Source organism: Streptomyces sp. NPDC031100 (assembly GCF_055570785.1).
In genome coordinates this window covers 395284-410393 of record NZ_JBVIGN010000008.1, presented here as the reverse complement: position 1 = coordinate 410393, position 15110 = coordinate 395284, and the positions used below count along the sequence as shown (strand labels likewise).

The window sequence follows — 15110 nt, the reverse complement described above, 5'->3', positions numbered from 1 at the left end:
GCGTCAACCGCATCCGCGACGTCAACCGCTGCGGCCCCACACCCCCCGACCCGGCACCCACCGCCCCCTCAACCACACCATCAACAACAGACATGTTCTTTCCTTTCTCTCTCAGTTCTTCGCTGCGGCCACGCCGTCGGGGCCGCGCCGTGTGCTGTCCAGTCCCGCCGCCATGTCGTGCCAGATCTGCCGGCAGCGGGCGGCGACGACGGCGACCGTCGCGATCTGGTGTGCGGGGACCGCGGAGGCGATCCGGGCGGAACTCCGTTGTGCCGCCAGATGGAGGTCGAGAAGCCGCAGGAGCAGCCGTCCGTCGGCGGAATGCCGCAACGAGGGCTCACTGCACAGGCGTTTCACCAGCGCCGGGAAGTCCGCCGCGTCGTTCTGGGGTGACGGCCGCGTGCTCTCGACCCTCGGGGCCCTCGGGGCCGCCGGGGCCGTGGTTTCCGCGGTTTCCGTGATTTCCGTGGTTTCCGCGGTTCTCCGCGGAATGGGCTCCTGACCGTTCTCGATCCTGCGTTTCACGTCCCGCACCGTGGTGGGCGAGATGCCGGCCAGGCGCCCGACCTCGCGCAGCGAGGACTCCGGTTCGCTGCGCAGGATCTCGGCCGCGTGCCGGCGCCGTGCGTCCGCGTCGGTGGGACGCAGACGTCCGTCGCGGCCGAGGCGATGCGTCGGCCCGATCGCCTGCTGCGCGCCTTTGCGCAGGTCGGCGACGGTCCTCGGGGACAGCCCGGCGACTTGTGCGACATAGCGGTCCGACCAGTGCGGATGCGCCGTCAGGATGCGGTCGGCAGCCGCTGTGCGATCGGGCTGCGTCAGCGGAAGACCGTGTCGGACGTTCTCGCGAACAGTGCGGACGAAGGCCTTCTCCAGTGGCTCGTCGCAGAATCGCACCGCTATATGGGTGTCACCCCGCAGCTGCGCGGCGTGAAAGCGGTGGACTCCGTCGAGGATCGCCATGGTGGGGCGATGGACCAGAATCGGCGGGAAGTCACCGGATTCGGCGAGAGCCCGCGTGTGCCGTTCGTCCGGACCGTCCAGTCTGACCCTGATGACATTCCGCAGTGCGGTCAGCGGGACGCGTTCGGGGGATTCGGCGTCTCCTTCCTGTGGTTGCGCCGATACCTGCCGGGTGTGCTCCGCCTTTCGTCCGACGGATTCCGTCCGGCTGCTTCTCTGTATTCGCTCGTGGACCATACGGAGGTCTCCTGTCGTTATCCATCCGGCGGAGTCGGACGACGACGACATCGCCAACTCGCTGAAGATGCCGACGTTCAACGGGCGCTCCAGGCGCAGTTGCACGCATCAGGCGGTGACCGTCGCCGGTTCGCGGCCCAGGAACTCGTGCAGCCACTCGACGAAGTCGGGGCCGAGGTCGCTGCGGTCGGCGGCCATCCGGACGACCGCGCGCAGGTAGTCGCCGCGGTCTCCGGTGTCGTAACGCCGTCCCGAGAACACCACCCCGTGGACGGGGTGTCCGTCCTCGGCGAGCGTCCGGATGGCGTCGGTGAGCTGGATCTCGCCGCCGCGTCCCGGCGGGGTGCGCTGCAGCACGGGGAAGACGGCGGGGTCGAGGATGTAGCGGCCGATGACGGCCAGGTTGCTCGGGGCGGTGCCGGGCGCCGGCTTCTCGACGAGATCGGTGACGCGCACGACGTCGCTTCCGTGCTCGCGCTCCACCGCTGCGCAGCCGTACAGGTGGCTGCGTTCGGGGGCGACCTCCATGAGCGCGACCACCGATCCGCCGTGGCGCCGGCGCACCTGCTGCATCTGGGCGAGGAGCGGGTCGCGGGCGTCGATGAGGTCGTCGCCGAGGAGGACGGCGAAGGGCTCGTCGCCCACGTGCGGGGCCGCGCACAGCACGGCGTGCCCGAGGCCGCGCGGGTCGCGCTGACGGGTGTAGTGGATGTCGGCCAGTTCGGTGGAGGCGTGGACGGAGGCGAGCCGGTCGGTGTCGCCCTTCTTCTCCAGGGCCAGTTCCAGTTCGCAGTTGCGGTCGAAGTGGTCTTCCAGGGCGCGCTTGTTGCGCCCCGTCACCATGAGGATGTCGCGCATCCCGACGCTGACGGCTTCCTCGACGACGTACTGGATGGCCGGCTTGTCCACCACCGGCAGCATCTCCTTGGGGGTGGCCTTCGTGGCGGGCAGGAAGCGGGTGCCCAGCCCGGCGACGGGGATGACGGCTTTCGTTATCTCACTCATGTTGGGTGTCCAAAGACTGGGGAAAGTGCCGTTCTCACGGCCTGGAAGGTGGCCTGCGGCGATCCCGGCGAGGGGCCGTGCGGTACCGCCTCGCCGTCGGCGGTCAGTGTGCGCAGGAACGGGCTCGCCGCCGCGAGCCTGGCGCTGCGACCGGAAGCTACTTAAGGGAGTCGGCGAAGAGTTCGGGCGGCTCCGGGCCGCACTTTCACCTCGCCACAGCGGTCGTTCCGGGTGGTTTCGCGCCTTTTAGAGCCCCCAACTTGCCAAAGTCGCCGCGGAGCGACCGCCGCACGCAGCAACATAAAGAACGCTATTTATGCTGGAGGGACCAACGCCGCCGTGTGAGAGGGACTTGTCAGATGACCGTGCTGTACGAGTCGGATCCGAGGGATCTGGCCCACCTCGGCGAGGCCCGTCGGCTGAACTCGTTCACCGAGGCGGTCTTCGGCCGCCTGCCGCGGGCCGACCAGCGCAGGTGGGCCGAGCTCTATGTGAAGGCCCTGCTGCAGACCCCGGGCAAGAAGTCGGTGCGCAGGCTCGCGGACTCCGTCAGCGACTCCCCCACGGCGTCGCAGTCGATGCACCAGTTCGTCAACGCCAGCCCCTGGGACTGGCAGGTGATCCGGCAGGACCTGCTGCACTGGGTGGAGCGAACGACCACCGCCACGGCATGGGCGCTGGCACCGGCGTTCATCCCCAAGCGCGGCGAGCACTCCGTCGGCGTGCACCGGCGCTTCGACCCGTTCCTGGGCAGGGCGACCACCTGTCAGCTGGGCATCGGCCTGTTCCTCTGCGACGGCGAGGGTCCGCTCCCGGTCGACTGGGCCCTCTACCTCCCCGAGGACTGGGCGACGGACTCCCAGCTGCGCACCAGGGCCCGGCTGCCCGAGGGAGCCGGCGGTGCCCTGTGGTCCCAGACCGCCGAACTCCTGCACCGGGTCGCCTCGTGGACCACGGGTCCGCAGGCCCCGCTCACCACGGACCTGTCGTGGATGCCTGACCGCAGCGCCTTCCTCGCGTACCTGTCGCGAAGCGAGCAGCCCTTCGTCGTCGAGGTCCCCGAGACCCTGACGGTGCGACCGGCCTCGACTCCACAGCACGCCTGCGCACCCCTCAGCGTCCGCCGGCTGCTCGACGCCCAGGGCAGCCCCATGGCCGGCGGTGAGCAGCACCACGGGCTCGACATCCTGTCCCTGCCGGTGATGCTGCCCGGCGCGGCCGCTCGGCAGCCGAGGCTGCGGATGCTGGCCCAGCGGCGGACGGGCGGACGGGGTACCCGGGTCTGGCTGACCAACCTGGTCGACCGGCCGCTGTCGCAGATGCTGCCCCTGATGCGTCAGCCGCGCCTGGCCACCGCGGTCGTCAACTCCCTGAGCGGCGACTTCGGTCTGCAGGACTTCGAGGGCCGTTCGTTCCCGGGCTGGCACCATCACGCGACGCTGGTGTCGGCCGCCTTCACGCACTACCGGTTGCGCGGGTGGGGCGCGGAGGGTGCGGGCGGCTGATCGCCTGCTCGGGGGCGTCTGAATTCGGGGTGGCCTGCTTGGGGGCGTCTTGCGCGGGGGCGTCTTGCCCGAGGGTCTCTTGCCTGGGGGTCTCTTGCTCGGGGGTCTCTTGCCCGGGGGTGGCCTGCTCGGGGCCGTCTTGCGCGGGGGCCTCTTGCCCGGGGGCGGCCTGCCTGGGGGCCTCTAGCCGGGGGTGGCCTGCTACGAGACGACCCGCCCCCAGGCGCCTTACTCCGTCGCGACCCACCCCAGGCCTCTTACTCCGAGACGGCCTGCCCCCCAGGCGTCCGCTGCAGGGCTCGCCCCCCTCGGACACGTCCGCCGCAGGGTTCGCCCACCCTCGGACGCGCCCGCCGCAGGGTTCGCCCACCCTCGACGCATCCGCCCCAGGGTTCGCCCACCCCCGGACGCATCCGCCCCAGGGTTCGCCCACCCTCGGACGCATCCGCCACGGCGCCCCGAGCTTCGAGGCGTGCCCGCGGAGGCGTCCGTCACCGGTGTGTACGGCGGCCGAGGCGTGCCCCTTGCCATCGCCCGATGCCCTTCACGGCGCGTCGGCGGCGCCTTCCTGCGACCCGGTGGCGAGGCCGGTCAGAGCTGCCCGCCAGACGTCCGCGAAGTCCGACGCGGCCGGGCCCAACTGCCCCCCGGTGCAGCGCGCGTCGGTCGCCGCGCCCTCCACCAGGTGCAGGACGAGCTGGGTGGCCGTCCCCGGCTGCACCTCCTGGGTCAGGGCTCCGGTCTTCCACGCGTCCACGATCAGTCCTTCGACCTCGCCGCGCCAGTCGGCCGGCCAGTCGGAGCCGATGTGGCCCTCCGCGATCAGACGCGCCGCGGACCGGGCGCGGACACAGCGATGGAGCGTCGCCGCCACGTCCAGGACCAGGGACGACAGGTCGTGCAGCGGTCGGCCGGTGCGGGGACGCACGGTACGGATCCGCTGCAGTTCGGCGACCCCCTCGTCCGCCACCGCCGTCGCCAGGGCGGCCTTGCTGCGGAAGTGGAAGGTCAGCGCCCCCATGGAGATGCCCGCGTCACTGCAGACCGCCGCCAGGGACGTACCGTCGTAACCGTGCTGGTCGAAGTTGCGTGCCGCGGCCAGGACCAGGTTGGTGCGCGTTCGGGCGGCTTTTTCCTTCTTGTTCATCATGGGCCCTCGGTGATCGCGGTGGAGAGTTGAGGGGCGGACACCGGAGAACCGGGTCCGCGGCCTCACCGGTGGGTGCGTCGACCGTGTCGGTCACGCGGTCCGGGTCCTTCCTGACCGGCGTACCGGAAGTCCTTGACGTGAAAGCGGGCGGGTCGGGGTCGGGTCAGGTCGGTCACGTAAGTCCCCAGATGTCACTGCCAGTTGGCCGCAGGCTGCTGAGCGGGCCCTCGAACCGGGCTCGGCGGGCGGGTCCGACGATAGGACGGCCCCTGGGCAACGGGAATGGGAACGGGAGAAGGCCGGAACGTTCTCGGCAAGTCCAGCCGAAACCGCCCTCGGACAGCTACTTGGCGGTCCAGCCCCCGTCGACGGGGACGGCCGCTCCGGTGGTGAACGACGAGCGGTCCGAGCAGAGCCAGGCGGCCGTCTGCGCGACCTCGCTCGGTGCCGCCAGGCGTTGCTGGATGGCACGTTCGGTGAAGGGCTTCAGGAGGGAGGGGGTGTGGGTGAGCACCTCCTGCATCAGCTCGGTGCGGGTGCTGCCGACGACGAGCGCGTTCACCCGGATCCCCTGCTCCGCGTACTCGTCGGCGGCGGCCCTGCTCAGTCCGATGACGGCGTGCTTGGCGGCTATGTACGGAGCCGACGCCCCGGTCGCGCGCACTCCTGCCACGCTGGAGGTGTTGACGATGGCGCCGCCGCCGTGCTCGAGCATCACGGCTATCTGTGCGCGCATGGCGTTCCACACACCGCGGGCGTTGACGTCCATGATCCGGTCGTACTCGTCGTCGGCCATCAGGTGCATCGGGGTACCGGTGGAGGTCCATCCCGCGTTGTTGAACGCGGCGTCGAGGCTGCCGTAGCTGTCCAGCGCCGCCTGCGCGACATCGCGCATCTGGTCGGCACGGGTGACGTCGGCCACGACGGCGGTCGCCCGCCCGCCGGCCGCCTCGACCTTGTCGACGACCTCCTGAAGTCTTTCCTTGCGCCGGGCGGCCAGGACCAGACGAGCGCCCTCCTGGCCGAAGAGCTGGGCCGCCGCCGCCCCGATCCCGCTGCTTGCCCCGGTGATGACGACGGACTTGCCGTACAGCAGACCCTGTTCGGACATGACTCTCCTCGGACGTACGGAACGTATGGACGCTCCAACGGCGTTCGGGCAAGCGGCGGCAAGGGAGCCGCGCGGATTCCTGGTTTCTGATCCCCGATCAAGTGAACCGGCACACACGCATCAGGTGAACCAGTGACGACGCATCAGGTGGACTGGTGGCGACACATCAGGTGAACCGGTGGAGATGAGCGGTGGCCCACTGCGCGAACGTGGTGGGCGCCCGTCCCGTCAGGCGTTCGACCGTGTCGGTGGTCGCGCTCTTGGCCCCGGCCGCCTGCCGGTCCGCGCTGGCGAGCAGCGCGTCGGCCATCGCCGCCGGATACCGGCGCAGGTGGGCGGCGTGCGCCTCGCTCCGGGACAGGGCCCGGCACACCAGGGGCCGGCCGAGGAGGCCGGCCAGAACGCGGGTCTGGTCATGGGCGGAGAGCGCCTCGGGACCTGTGAGCTGGTACGACCGGCCATGGTGGGCGTCGTCACCGAGGACCCGTGCGGCCACCTCGGCGATGTCCTCCGGCGCGATGCAGGCGTTGCGGCTGTGCGGGTGCAGCGCCTGGGTGGTCCCGCTGCTGCGGATGCCGGGCGCCCAGGCCAGGGTGTGCGTCATGAAGGACCGCGGCTGGAGGAAGGTCCAGGGGATGCCGCTGTTCCTGATGCGTTCCTCGTTCTCCCGCTGCCAGGTGGTGACGAGATCGTCGGCGTCCGGGTCGTGGACGGCCGCCGCGGAGAGTTTGACGATGTGTCCGACCGAGGCGTCGGCGACCGCCCGCAGAACGTTGCGGTCGTCCTCGGGGCGCAGCGGGTCGTTCGTCACGACGAAGACCGCGTCCACCCCGCGAAACGCCTCGACGAGGCTCGCGGGCCGGTCGTAGTCGCAGGCCAGATGCCGTACGCCGGGCTGCAGGCCGTGGTCCGGAGCGGTACGGCTGGTGAGGGTGAGCCGGTGCCCGGCCGCGGTCAGATGCCGGGCCACGAGCGGGGCGACCGTGCCGGTGGCCCCGGTCAGAACGATGTGCCGGGCGGGCTGCGCCGGTGTCGTCATGAAGCCAGGACCTGCTGCGGATCGACGTGGATGTTGTTGAGGACGGCGGCGGGGGCGATGCTGGGCAGCAGCAGCGCCCACATGTCGCAGACCCGCTCCATCAGGTCGGCCCGCCCGGTGGCGAGCTGGGAGTAGACCTGCATGCCGGTACAGGCGGCTACCACGAAACGGGCCAGACGGTCGGTGTCGACCGTCTCCTGCAGTTCTCCGTCGGAGCGTGCCGTCTCCAGGTGATCGCGCATGAGCTTGCGCCAGTCCTCGAACGACGTCGCGTCGTTCATGCCGTGGCTGCCCTGCTCGACCGCGAGGCGCACACCCGCCCGCAGGATCGGGTCGTCCTGCATGCGGCGGGCCCACACCAGCGTGATGTCGACCAGTCGCTGCAGGCCGGTGGAGTCGAGGTGCGGCTCGATGGTGGTGGCCTGAGCGTTCATCAGCGCTTCGGCAACGCCCTGCTTGGAGCCGAAGTGGAAGTACAGGGCGCCGAGGGTGAGCCCGGCGCGTTCGACGATCCGGGTGACGGCAGCACCTTCGTAGCCTGCCTCGTCGAAGATCTCCGCGGCCGCGACGAGGAGTCGCTGGCGAGTGCGGGCGGCGCGCTCTGCGTTGGCGGTCGTCATGGAAAATCCAATCCTCGACAAAAATAGAGAACGTATTTTACGTTAGCGCAGTCACCGCAGCCAGCGGCACAGTCACTTGTCACTCAGGGGGAGAGGCAGACATGTCCCATGCGCACGGCACCGGCTTCGACATAGCACAGCTCACCACCGCGGTACCGAGAGAGCTCGTCCACAAGCGGGCACACGCCGAGGTACTGCTCACCGACTGGACCACGCACGCGGAGGACCGGCACACGGTTCGCGCCCAGTGGCCCCGCTTCCACAGCTTCTACTGGCCCCGCGACCAGCGCTTCGATCCCATGCTGTTCGTCGAGACCGTCCGGCAGACCCTGCCGCTCCTGTCCCACACCGCATACGGTGTCCCCTTCGGCAACCACCTGATCTGGGACGACTTCAGCTACCAGGTCGATCCGGGCGCCATGCTGGTCGCGGAGTCACCCGCGGATCTGGTGCTCGACATCGCCTGCGAGGACGTGCGGATCAGGAACAACAGCCTGGTGTCGATGGTCATGCACACCACCGCGTACCTGGACGGACAGCGCATGGGAACGGCCACCACCGCCTTCGCCAACCGCACCCCCGCCCTGTACCAGCGCCTGCGCGGACCGCGGCGCGACCTTGAGACCGTGCGCCGCACGGCGTTGCCGCTCGCCCCGGCGCTACGGCCCGCAGCCGTCGGTCACTGCCTGCCGTGGAACGTGGTTCTGGCCCCCACGGTCCGGGCGGACCGGTGGCAGCTGCGCGCCGACCTGGACCACCCGGTGCTGTTCGACCACCCCGTCGACCACGCACCCGGCATGCTCCTCCTGGAGGCCGTACGGCAGGCCGCGCACGCGCACCGGCCCACCGGCATGGTCAGCGGCATGTCGGTCACCTTCGACCGCTGGGTGGAACTGGACGAGCCCAGCTGGGTGTCCGTGACTCCGCTGGCCGGCGGCGATCTGAAGGTCACCATCGAACAGGACCGGACGGTCTGCCTCAGCGCCGAGGTGACGACCACACGGCCGGCCCCGGTACACAGCGCCACGCGCGTACCCGCCCTCACCTGAGGCGACCACCCTCCCTCGTCCGAGGCGACCACCCGCCCTCATCCGAGAGGCGTTCGCCCGCCCGTCGCTCCGCACAGCGACCGGCCACACCCCGCACCACCGAGGAGCTCCGGCGGCGCGGCACCCAGCCAGTCCACACGGCGGCAAACCGGCCTGCACGGCCATGAACCTGCCCGCACGGCCATGAACCCGGCTGCACCGCGACACACCGGCCCGCCCGCTCCACGCAGCTCGTAGACACCAGCGCCCGCCCGTGCCCCGATCCGGTACTCTGTGGATCGGGCGCCCAGGCGGGCGCTGTGGCAGGACACGCGGACCCCCGCCCACACGCCACGGCGACCAGGCCAGACGCCCACGGCTTGATCGAGAAGCCTTCGCCTTCGTAGCTCAGGGGATAGAGCACCGCTCTCCTAAAGCGGGTGTCGCAGGTTCGAATCCTGCCGGGGGCACAGAGAAACACCAGGTCAGGGGCCCTTCCGTCCGGCGGACGGGAGGGCCCCTGCGCTTGCAGCACACATATGGCACGCATGCCGTGCGCGCGGATGGTGGGGAGCTGTGCAGGATGCCCGTCAAGGATGAGCTGGCCCTGCGCCGGTACGAGGAGCTGGTCGACCGGCTTGAATCGCTGACCTCGCGAGGCTGCTGAGGTGGTGGCCGCACTGGAGGGCGATGCCGCGTGACGTTCGCCAGCCCGGAGCCGTCGCCGGTGACCGGGGCGGTGCGCAGGGCGCGGACTGCGCCGCGGGACTTGCCCGACCCCTGCCGGATTCGGCACCGACTGGACCAGCTGTTCCTTGACCCTCCAGACCGGCAAGCTTCAGCCCACCCGTGGCCTGTTCTGGCACTCCGCCCCCGGCACGACCACCGAGCAGAGCGTCTGGGTCCACTACGGCTTCACCGGCACAGGCATGTGGATTGCACCCGCCACGGGCCGCTGGGCAGTGCTTCTGAGCAACATGCTCTACTACACCCGCGACCGCGGCCCCCTCACCGACGTCCGTAATGCCTTCCGGGCCCTCGCCTTCAGGTAACAGAATTTCGCGCGCCAGCTTTGCGATCAGCGCTTGTGTCCTGGGACGTGCAGTGTTTCAGCAGCGCGGAAATCCAGCCGTCGACGAGTCGGTAGCGGACGATCCGGCCGTCCTTCTCGCCCTCGACGATGCCCGCGGTCCTCAGCAGGCGCAGGGCTTGGGACACGGCGGTGTCCCTCATCCCCGTGGCGACGGAGAGGTCGGAGACGGCGATGGGGCCCGCCTCGTGGAGGGCCAGTAGCAGGGACAGGCGCCCGGGGTCGGAGAGCAGGGAGAAGCGGTCGGCCCAGGCGCGTACCCGCTCGGGTTCGCCGACGGCTGCGATGGCGTCGCAGACCCGATGGCCGTCGATGGTCCGCTGCCCGGCACGTTCCGCGGGGACGAGATGCATGCACTCATCATCGCAGTCATCGGCACCCTGGCTCCATATCTGCGCAGTTGTGCAGCCTTGCAGCCTCTACCTCCCGCCTTCTAGGGTGGGCGGGCCATGGTGTTCGGGAAGACCGGTGACAGTCCCTCAGGGACTCAGTCCGGAGCGGCCCTCGCCACTGTGATCGGGGAGTTCCCGCCCCATGCGTTGCCACTGGCCTCACGGCCGGGAAGGCAGGGGCGGGCGCGATGACCCGTCAGCCAGGAGACCGGCCACGGCAGCACGAAGCTGATCCACGAGGTGTTGGAGCGTGACCGTATGACCGTGTCCCGAGGCGTGCCCGAAACCGCCGCCGCCCCTTCCTTCCGGTGGCGGCGCGAGGACACCGTCCGCACCGCCGGCCTGCTGGCTGTGATCGTCGCTCTGCACGTGGTCGCCTTCGGGATCCTCTTCCTGCTCGTGGTCCCGCACCACTACGAGGTCGGAACCAAGGCGTTCGGGGTCGGGCTGGGCATCACGGCCTACACCCTCGGTATGCGGCACGCCTTCGACGCGGACCACATAGCCGCGATCGACAACACCACCCGCAAGCTGATGGCCGACGGCAAGCGGCCGGTCTCGGTGGGCTTCTGGTTCGCGCTCGGACACTCCAGCGTGGTCGTCGTCATGGCCGCGCTGGTCGCCGGCGGCGCCAAGCTCGCGGGCACCCTGATGAACGACGGCTCCCGGACCCACCAGGTCCTCGGCACCGTGGGCACCACGGTCTCCGGCGGCTTCCTGTACCTGATCGCCGCCCTCAACCTCGTGGCGCTGTTCGGCATCGCCCGCGTCTTCAGGGCGATGCGGAACGGGCAGTACGACGAGGCCGAGCTGGAGGCCCACCTCGACTCACGCGGGTTCATGAACCGCATCCTGGGCCGGCTCACCAAGTCCATCCGCCGCCCCGGCCAGATGTTCCCGCTCGGCTTCCTCTTCGGCATCGGCTTCGACACCAGCACCGAGGTGCTGCTCCTCGCCCTGGCCGGCAACGGTGCCGCCGCCGGCCTGCCCTGGTACGCGGTCCTGTGCCTGCCCCTCCTCTTCGCGGCGGGCATGAGCCTGTTCGACACCCTCGACGGCACCTTCATGAACTTCGCCTACCAGTGGGCCTTCTCGAACCCGGTCCGCAAGGTGTTCTACAACCTCACCATCACCGGCCTGTCCATCGCGGTGGCCTTCTTCGTCGGCACGATCGAGCTGGTCGGGGTGCTGCACGACAAGCTGGGCCTGAGCGATGACGTCTCCGGCTGGATCGCGGCCCTGAACCTGGACAGTGTCGGCTACGTCATCGCCGGGCTGTTCGTGGTCGTCTGGGCCCTGGCCATCGGCTACTGGCGCCTGGCGAAGGTCGAGGAGCGCTGGAGCGCCCGCACGGCCGACAGCGGCTGACGACACAGGGGTCGTCACTTTGAACTTTGCCTTCGAACCTGATGCAGTTCCCCTACGGCGGGGCACGGACAAGTCCTCACGGCTGACGGCGGCGCCCGTCGGCAACCAGTGCGCCGCCGGAACCGCCATACGGCCCGGACCACTTGGCGATCCGGGCCGTCGCCGAAGGACCGATCAGGCCGCTGCGGCCACCGGCGCGGAGTGCTCGGCCTCGTCCAGCCACGCGATCAAGGAGGTGCGGGCGCGGGCGACCCGGGAGCGCACCGTGCCGATCGGGCAGTCGCTGACAAGGGCCGCCTCCGCGTAGGGAAGTCCCACCAACTGGGTGAGGACGAATGCCTCGCGGCGGTCGTCGGGAAGCGTGTCCAGCAGTTCGGTGAGGGCGACGCCGTCGTCGAAACCGGGCACATCGCGTGGCTGGGTGCGTTCGGCGGCCGACTGCCAGTCGTCCGTGTCCGACAAGCGGGGGCGGGACGAGCTGTAGCGGATGCTGTCGATCACGGCACGACGGGCGATGGAGAGCAGCCAGGTCCGGGCCGAGGAGCGGCCTTCGAACCGGTGCAGGCTGCCCAGGGCCCGCAGGAAAGTGTCCTGGGTCAGGTCGTCGGCGCTCTGGGGGTCGGCACCGAGGTACGTCACGTAGTGGCGGACGTCTCGGTGCAGGGCGCGTACGAAGTGGTCGACGGCGTCGGGGTCACCGTTGCGGGCGGCGAGCGCCCAGGCCGTGATCGACTCTTCTCTCGAGTCCGTCCTCGAGTCTGTTCTCGACTGTTCGCGCGATGGAGCCAGGGCAGGAGTCCCGGACCGGTTGCTGGGGCAACATGACCACTGCAGTGACGCCGTGGGGAGGTGACCCGCGGAGCTGGATGCGGATGCCGTGGCGGCCGGAGAGCCGGCCGACGACGAACGTCTCACCCAACGGCGCGTGTCCACCCCGACGGCCGACGACGTCCTCCTGGTGATCTCGGAGCTGACCACCAACGCGATCGTCCACGCGCTGCCGCCGACAGTACTGCGGTTGTCCACCATGCCACCACCGCATCGGCATGCACCACCACCAGGCCGGCCAGCCCCATGAAGCAGCTTCCGCCTTTCCACGCTGCCGGAGATCGTTTCCCCTCGTGCGCGGCGCGTGACGTCGTCGGGCTGTGCCGTCGTGCGGCGAACTCACCAACGCCACCCGGGAGTTTCGTCGGTGCCCCTGGTTCAACGCCGAATGGCCCATGCCGCCTCGCACTCGCGGCGCGGCCACACGGGTGGTTCTGCGCGGAGCGCCGACACCCGCGTTCTGCCTCGTAATGCCCTTACTGCACAGGGAGCTTGAGCCGACCGCCGGGGCCGACGCCCGCGCTCGTTGATCAGACGATCCGGCGTGCCGACGAGCGAATATCGGACATTTGCGCATTAACCTCTCGTCACCTTATGACGTGGCGGATCCATACGCGTCCGCTTCAACGCTCGGAGAAGACATGCGCAAGTCTCGCAAGACGGCTGTCGTGGCCGTCCTCCTCGGTACCGTCGGCTTCCTCGGCGCCGGCACCGCCTACGCCAACGGGCACGGCCACGGGCACGGGCACGGGCACAAGAACCAAGGTCGAGAGAGCAACACGACCGTCATCAACCAGAGCACCTCATGCAAGACGGTCGAAGAGAACGTCGACGTACAGGGCGAGTCCGGGTACGAGAACGGCAGGGAGGGCAACCAGTCCAACGGCGAGGGCTCACCTGGCCCGCAGACCACCAACATCGGCTCACGCCTGGGGTGCGACAACACCATCGTCCTCGGCAAGTAGCCCACACTGTCGGCTGCATAACGCATTAGGCCGCTGACCTGGGGTTTCCTCCCATAGAGGCGTTCTGTTCGGCCTCGGACTCCTCGTCCGGGGCCGTTTGCGTGAGCGGACGGGGAATCGGCACCGGCCCCCACCTCGTGAACGCAGCCCCGTTACACGCCTGCGAAGGGGTCGTTGACGGAACATGAGCGATCCATACGACTCTCCTATTGCCATCACTGGGCGCGACGACTCGAACGAGGCCGTTGTGGCAGCCGTGCGACAGCTCTCCCGCAGCACCGTCTGGACGGTGCAGGGCAAGGTGCCGTTCGGCTTCGCCGCCCATCACCCCCAGGGCATCACCCGCGATCATGACCACCGGCTGTACGTGTCGACCGCCGAGATCATCGAGGCGACAAGGCCGTACGACAAGCCCGTGGACGGCTACGACCGCACGCCCGGTCGTGGCGTCGGGCATGTGTTCGTCACCGACGCCGAGGGCGCGGCGCTGGGTCACGTCACCGTGGGCGAGGACACGGTCTACCACCCCGGCGGCATCGATTTCGACGGTGAATCCCTCTGGGTCCCGGCCGCCGAGTACCGGCCCGACTCCCGTTCCATCGTCTACCGAGTGGATCCCGACACGCTGGCCGCGACCGAGGCGTTCCGCTTCGACGACCACATCGGGGGCATCGTCCGCGACCGCGAGACCGGCCTGCTGCACGCCGTGACGTGGGGATCCCGGCGGCTGCTCACCTTCACCACCGACGGGCAGCTCATCCACCGGGTCGACAACAAGAGCCACTTCGTCGACTACCAGACCTGCGTCACGGCCGGCGGCGGCCACATGGTGTGCACCGGCATCGCGGAGTACCCGCTCGCGGGCACCGGCGTCTTCAGTCTCGGCGGTATCGCCGTCGTCGACGTCGAGTCGGGCCGGATCGAGCACGAGGCTCCGGTGACCACCCTGTCCCCTGCCGGCCGCGTCGTCACCTACAACGCGGTCCATCTGGAGATCGACGGCAGCACCCTGCGGATGTTCGCCGCACCGGACGACGGCGAAGCGGCGGGCGACTCCCACCTGCTCACGCTGGAGACACCGCTTGCATGACCCTTCGGGCCGTGCTGGTCACGCCCGTATGGCCAGGAAGTAGCGCCCGCCGTATATCAGTTCACCGTCCAGCTCCATGCTCAGGCTCTCGGGGGTGAAGCGGCGCCGGAAGATCGGGTAGGTGGTCCCGTCGACGGTCCGCAGCTCCGTCTGCTCCTCGTGCAGGTCGCCGTCACTGCGCAGGTCGATCACGATCAGCTCGCGGGCCGTACGCCGGGCTTCGGCAAGAAAAACGGCCCGCTCAGGCGGTCTGAGCAGCCCGTAGAAGTTGCCCGTGACGATGCGGTCCAGGCCACCGGTGGCAAACGGCAGCGGCGGAAACAGTGCCTGCATCCTCCGGGCCTGCGGTACCCGGGCGTGCGTCAGCCGAAGCATCTCCGCACTCTGGTCCAGGGCGACGACGTCGCCGCGCAGGAACTGGGTCCACACGCCCGTTCCGCAGGCGACATCCGCCACCCGCCCCGCCGGCAGGGCGTTGAGCAGCTTCCCGATCTCGGCCGTCTCCCGGTCCAGTCCGGCGTTCACCATCTCGTCCCCGCGATAGCTGGTCTCGTCGTAGACCGGGGCACGATGCCGGTAGTACTGCTCCCGCACTAAGTCACGCATGGCCCGAGAGCTACCCCCGAGTGAACACAGCGCAAACCACGAGCCATTACCCGGCATCGGATCAGCCGGACCCGCCGACCTCGCGCGCCGGCAACCGGCGCCGGCAACCGGCG

General features: G+C 69.8%; 15 protein-coding genes, 1 tRNA gene, 1 pseudogene and 1 riboswitch. Of the genes and pseudogenes, 8 read left to right on the top strand and 9 right to left on the bottom strand.

What is annotated here, in order from left to right:
- Positions 1 to 111: 111 nt before the first annotated feature.
- Together ACZ5DS_RS24575 and galU are read right to left on the bottom strand one after the other, a co-directional pair.
- Positions 112 to 963 (bottom strand): hypothetical protein, encoded by an 852-nt coding sequence (locus ACZ5DS_RS24575; RefSeq protein WP_468242159.1) that lies wholly within the window; start codon positions 961 to 963, stop codon positions 112 to 114.
- Between the two features lie 345 nt (positions 964 to 1308).
- Positions 1309 to 2205, bottom strand: a complete 897-nt coding sequence (galU, locus tag ACZ5DS_RS24570) for a UTP--glucose-1-phosphate uridylyltransferase GalU (protein WP_468242157.1) — start codon at positions 2203 to 2205, stop codon at positions 1309 to 1311.
- Between the two features lie 359 nt (positions 2206 to 2564).
- Between galU and ACZ5DS_RS24565 the strand changes: the two genes are divergently transcribed.
- On the top strand, positions 2565 to 3710 hold the full coding sequence (locus tag ACZ5DS_RS24565; protein ID WP_468242154.1) for an IS701 family transposase: 1146 nt from the start codon (positions 2565 to 2567) through the stop codon (positions 3708 to 3710).
- A 544-nt stretch (positions 3711 to 4254) separates the two neighbouring features.
- On the opposite strand, the gene ACZ5DS_RS24560 is transcribed toward ACZ5DS_RS24565, so the two are convergent.
- The 4 genes from ACZ5DS_RS24560 to ACZ5DS_RS24545 all read right to left on the bottom strand — a co-directional run bounded on the left by ACZ5DS_RS24560 (position 4255) and on the right by ACZ5DS_RS24545 (position 7630).
- Entirely contained in the window at positions 4255 to 4860 is a 606-nt protein-coding gene (locus ACZ5DS_RS24560) for a TetR family transcriptional regulator (RefSeq protein ID WP_468242152.1), read from the bottom strand.
- 343 nt (positions 4861 to 5203) lie between these two features.
- On the bottom strand, positions 5204 to 5971 hold the full coding sequence (locus tag ACZ5DS_RS24555) for an SDR family NAD(P)-dependent oxidoreductase (RefSeq protein WP_468242150.1): 768 nt from the start codon (positions 5969 to 5971) through the stop codon (positions 5204 to 5206).
- Positions 5972 to 6137: 166 nt separating this feature from the next.
- Complete coding sequence (locus ACZ5DS_RS24550) at positions 6138 to 7010, bottom strand: NAD(P)H-binding protein (protein WP_468242148.1); 873 nt, start codon at positions 7008 to 7010, stop codon at positions 6138 to 6140.
- Positions 7007 to 7630 carry a ScbR family autoregulator-binding transcription factor gene (locus tag ACZ5DS_RS24545; RefSeq protein WP_468242146.1) on the bottom strand — a complete coding sequence of 208 codons (624 nt, stop codon included), beginning with the start codon at positions 7628 to 7630 and terminating at the stop codon, positions 7007 to 7009. The genes ACZ5DS_RS24550 and ACZ5DS_RS24545 overlap by 4 nt, the downstream gene beginning before the upstream one ends.
- 101 nt (positions 7631 to 7731) lie before the next feature.
- Between ACZ5DS_RS24545 and ACZ5DS_RS24540 the strand changes: the two genes are divergently transcribed.
- From ACZ5DS_RS24540 to ACZ5DS_RS24525, 4 genes and pseudogenes are all read left to right on the top strand, one after another.
- On the top strand, positions 7732 to 8679 hold the full coding sequence (locus tag ACZ5DS_RS24540; RefSeq protein ID WP_468242143.1) for a ScbA/BarX family gamma-butyrolactone biosynthesis protein: 948 nt from the start codon (positions 7732 to 7734) through the stop codon (positions 8677 to 8679).
- A 376-nt stretch (positions 8680 to 9055) separates the two neighbouring features.
- A tRNA-Arg gene (locus tag ACZ5DS_RS24535) sits at positions 9056 to 9128 on the top strand.
- 56 nt (positions 9129 to 9184) lie between these two features.
- A complete protein-coding gene (locus tag ACZ5DS_RS24530; RefSeq protein WP_468242141.1) occupies positions 9185 to 9325 on the top strand; it encodes a hypothetical protein in 141 nt (46 codons plus the stop codon).
- Positions 9326 to 9425: 100 nt separating this feature from the next.
- Positions 9426 to 9710, top strand: a pseudogene (locus ACZ5DS_RS24525) (serine hydrolase domain-containing protein); the annotation flags it as partial.
- On the opposite strand, the gene ACZ5DS_RS24520 reads toward ACZ5DS_RS24525, so the two are convergent.
- Positions 9703 to 10101 (bottom strand): ArsR/SmtB family transcription factor, encoded by a 399-nt coding sequence (locus ACZ5DS_RS24520; RefSeq protein WP_468242139.1) that lies wholly within the window; start codon positions 10099 to 10101, stop codon positions 9703 to 9705. The pseudogene ACZ5DS_RS24525 and the gene ACZ5DS_RS24520 overlap by 8 nt on opposite strands.
- Before the next feature lie 80 nt (positions 10102 to 10181).
- Positions 10182 to 10371: riboswitch (cobalamin riboswitch) on the top strand.
- Positions 10372 to 10398: 27 nt separating this feature from the next.
- Between ACZ5DS_RS24520 and nicT the strand changes: the two genes are divergently transcribed.
- On the top strand, positions 10399 to 11508 hold the full coding sequence (nicT, locus tag ACZ5DS_RS24515; RefSeq protein WP_468242137.1) for a Nickel transporter NicT: 1110 nt from the start codon (positions 10399 to 10401) through the stop codon (positions 11506 to 11508).
- 174 nt (positions 11509 to 11682) lie between these two features.
- On the opposite strand, the gene ACZ5DS_RS24510 is transcribed toward nicT, so the two are convergent.
- Positions 11683 to 12297: a sigma-70 family RNA polymerase sigma factor gene (locus tag ACZ5DS_RS24510; RefSeq protein WP_468242190.1), complete on the bottom strand. Its 615-nt coding sequence runs from the start codon at positions 12295 to 12297 to the stop codon at positions 11683 to 11685.
- A gap of 680 nt (positions 12298 to 12977) precedes the next feature.
- On the opposite strand from ACZ5DS_RS24510, the gene ACZ5DS_RS24505 reads away from it, so the two are divergent.
- Both ACZ5DS_RS24505 and ACZ5DS_RS24500 read left to right on the top strand, forming a co-directional pair.
- Positions 12978 to 13301 carry a hypothetical protein gene (locus tag ACZ5DS_RS24505; protein ID WP_468242134.1) on the top strand — a complete coding sequence of 108 codons (324 nt, stop codon included), beginning with the start codon at positions 12978 to 12980 and terminating at the stop codon, positions 13299 to 13301.
- Between the two features lie 247 nt (positions 13302 to 13548).
- The gene (locus tag ACZ5DS_RS24500) at positions 13549 to 14391 is read left to right on the top strand and encodes a DUF6454 family protein (protein ID WP_468242132.1); all 843 of its coding nucleotides are present in this window, start codon (positions 13549 to 13551) and stop codon (positions 14389 to 14391) included.
- A gap of 18 nt (positions 14392 to 14409) precedes the next feature.
- Here ACZ5DS_RS24500 and ACZ5DS_RS24495 read toward each other — a convergent pair whose 3' ends face one another.
- Entirely contained in the window at positions 14410 to 14997 is a 588-nt protein-coding gene (locus tag ACZ5DS_RS24495) for a class I SAM-dependent methyltransferase (protein WP_468242130.1), read from the bottom strand.
- Positions 14998 to 15110 lie beyond the last annotated feature (113 nt).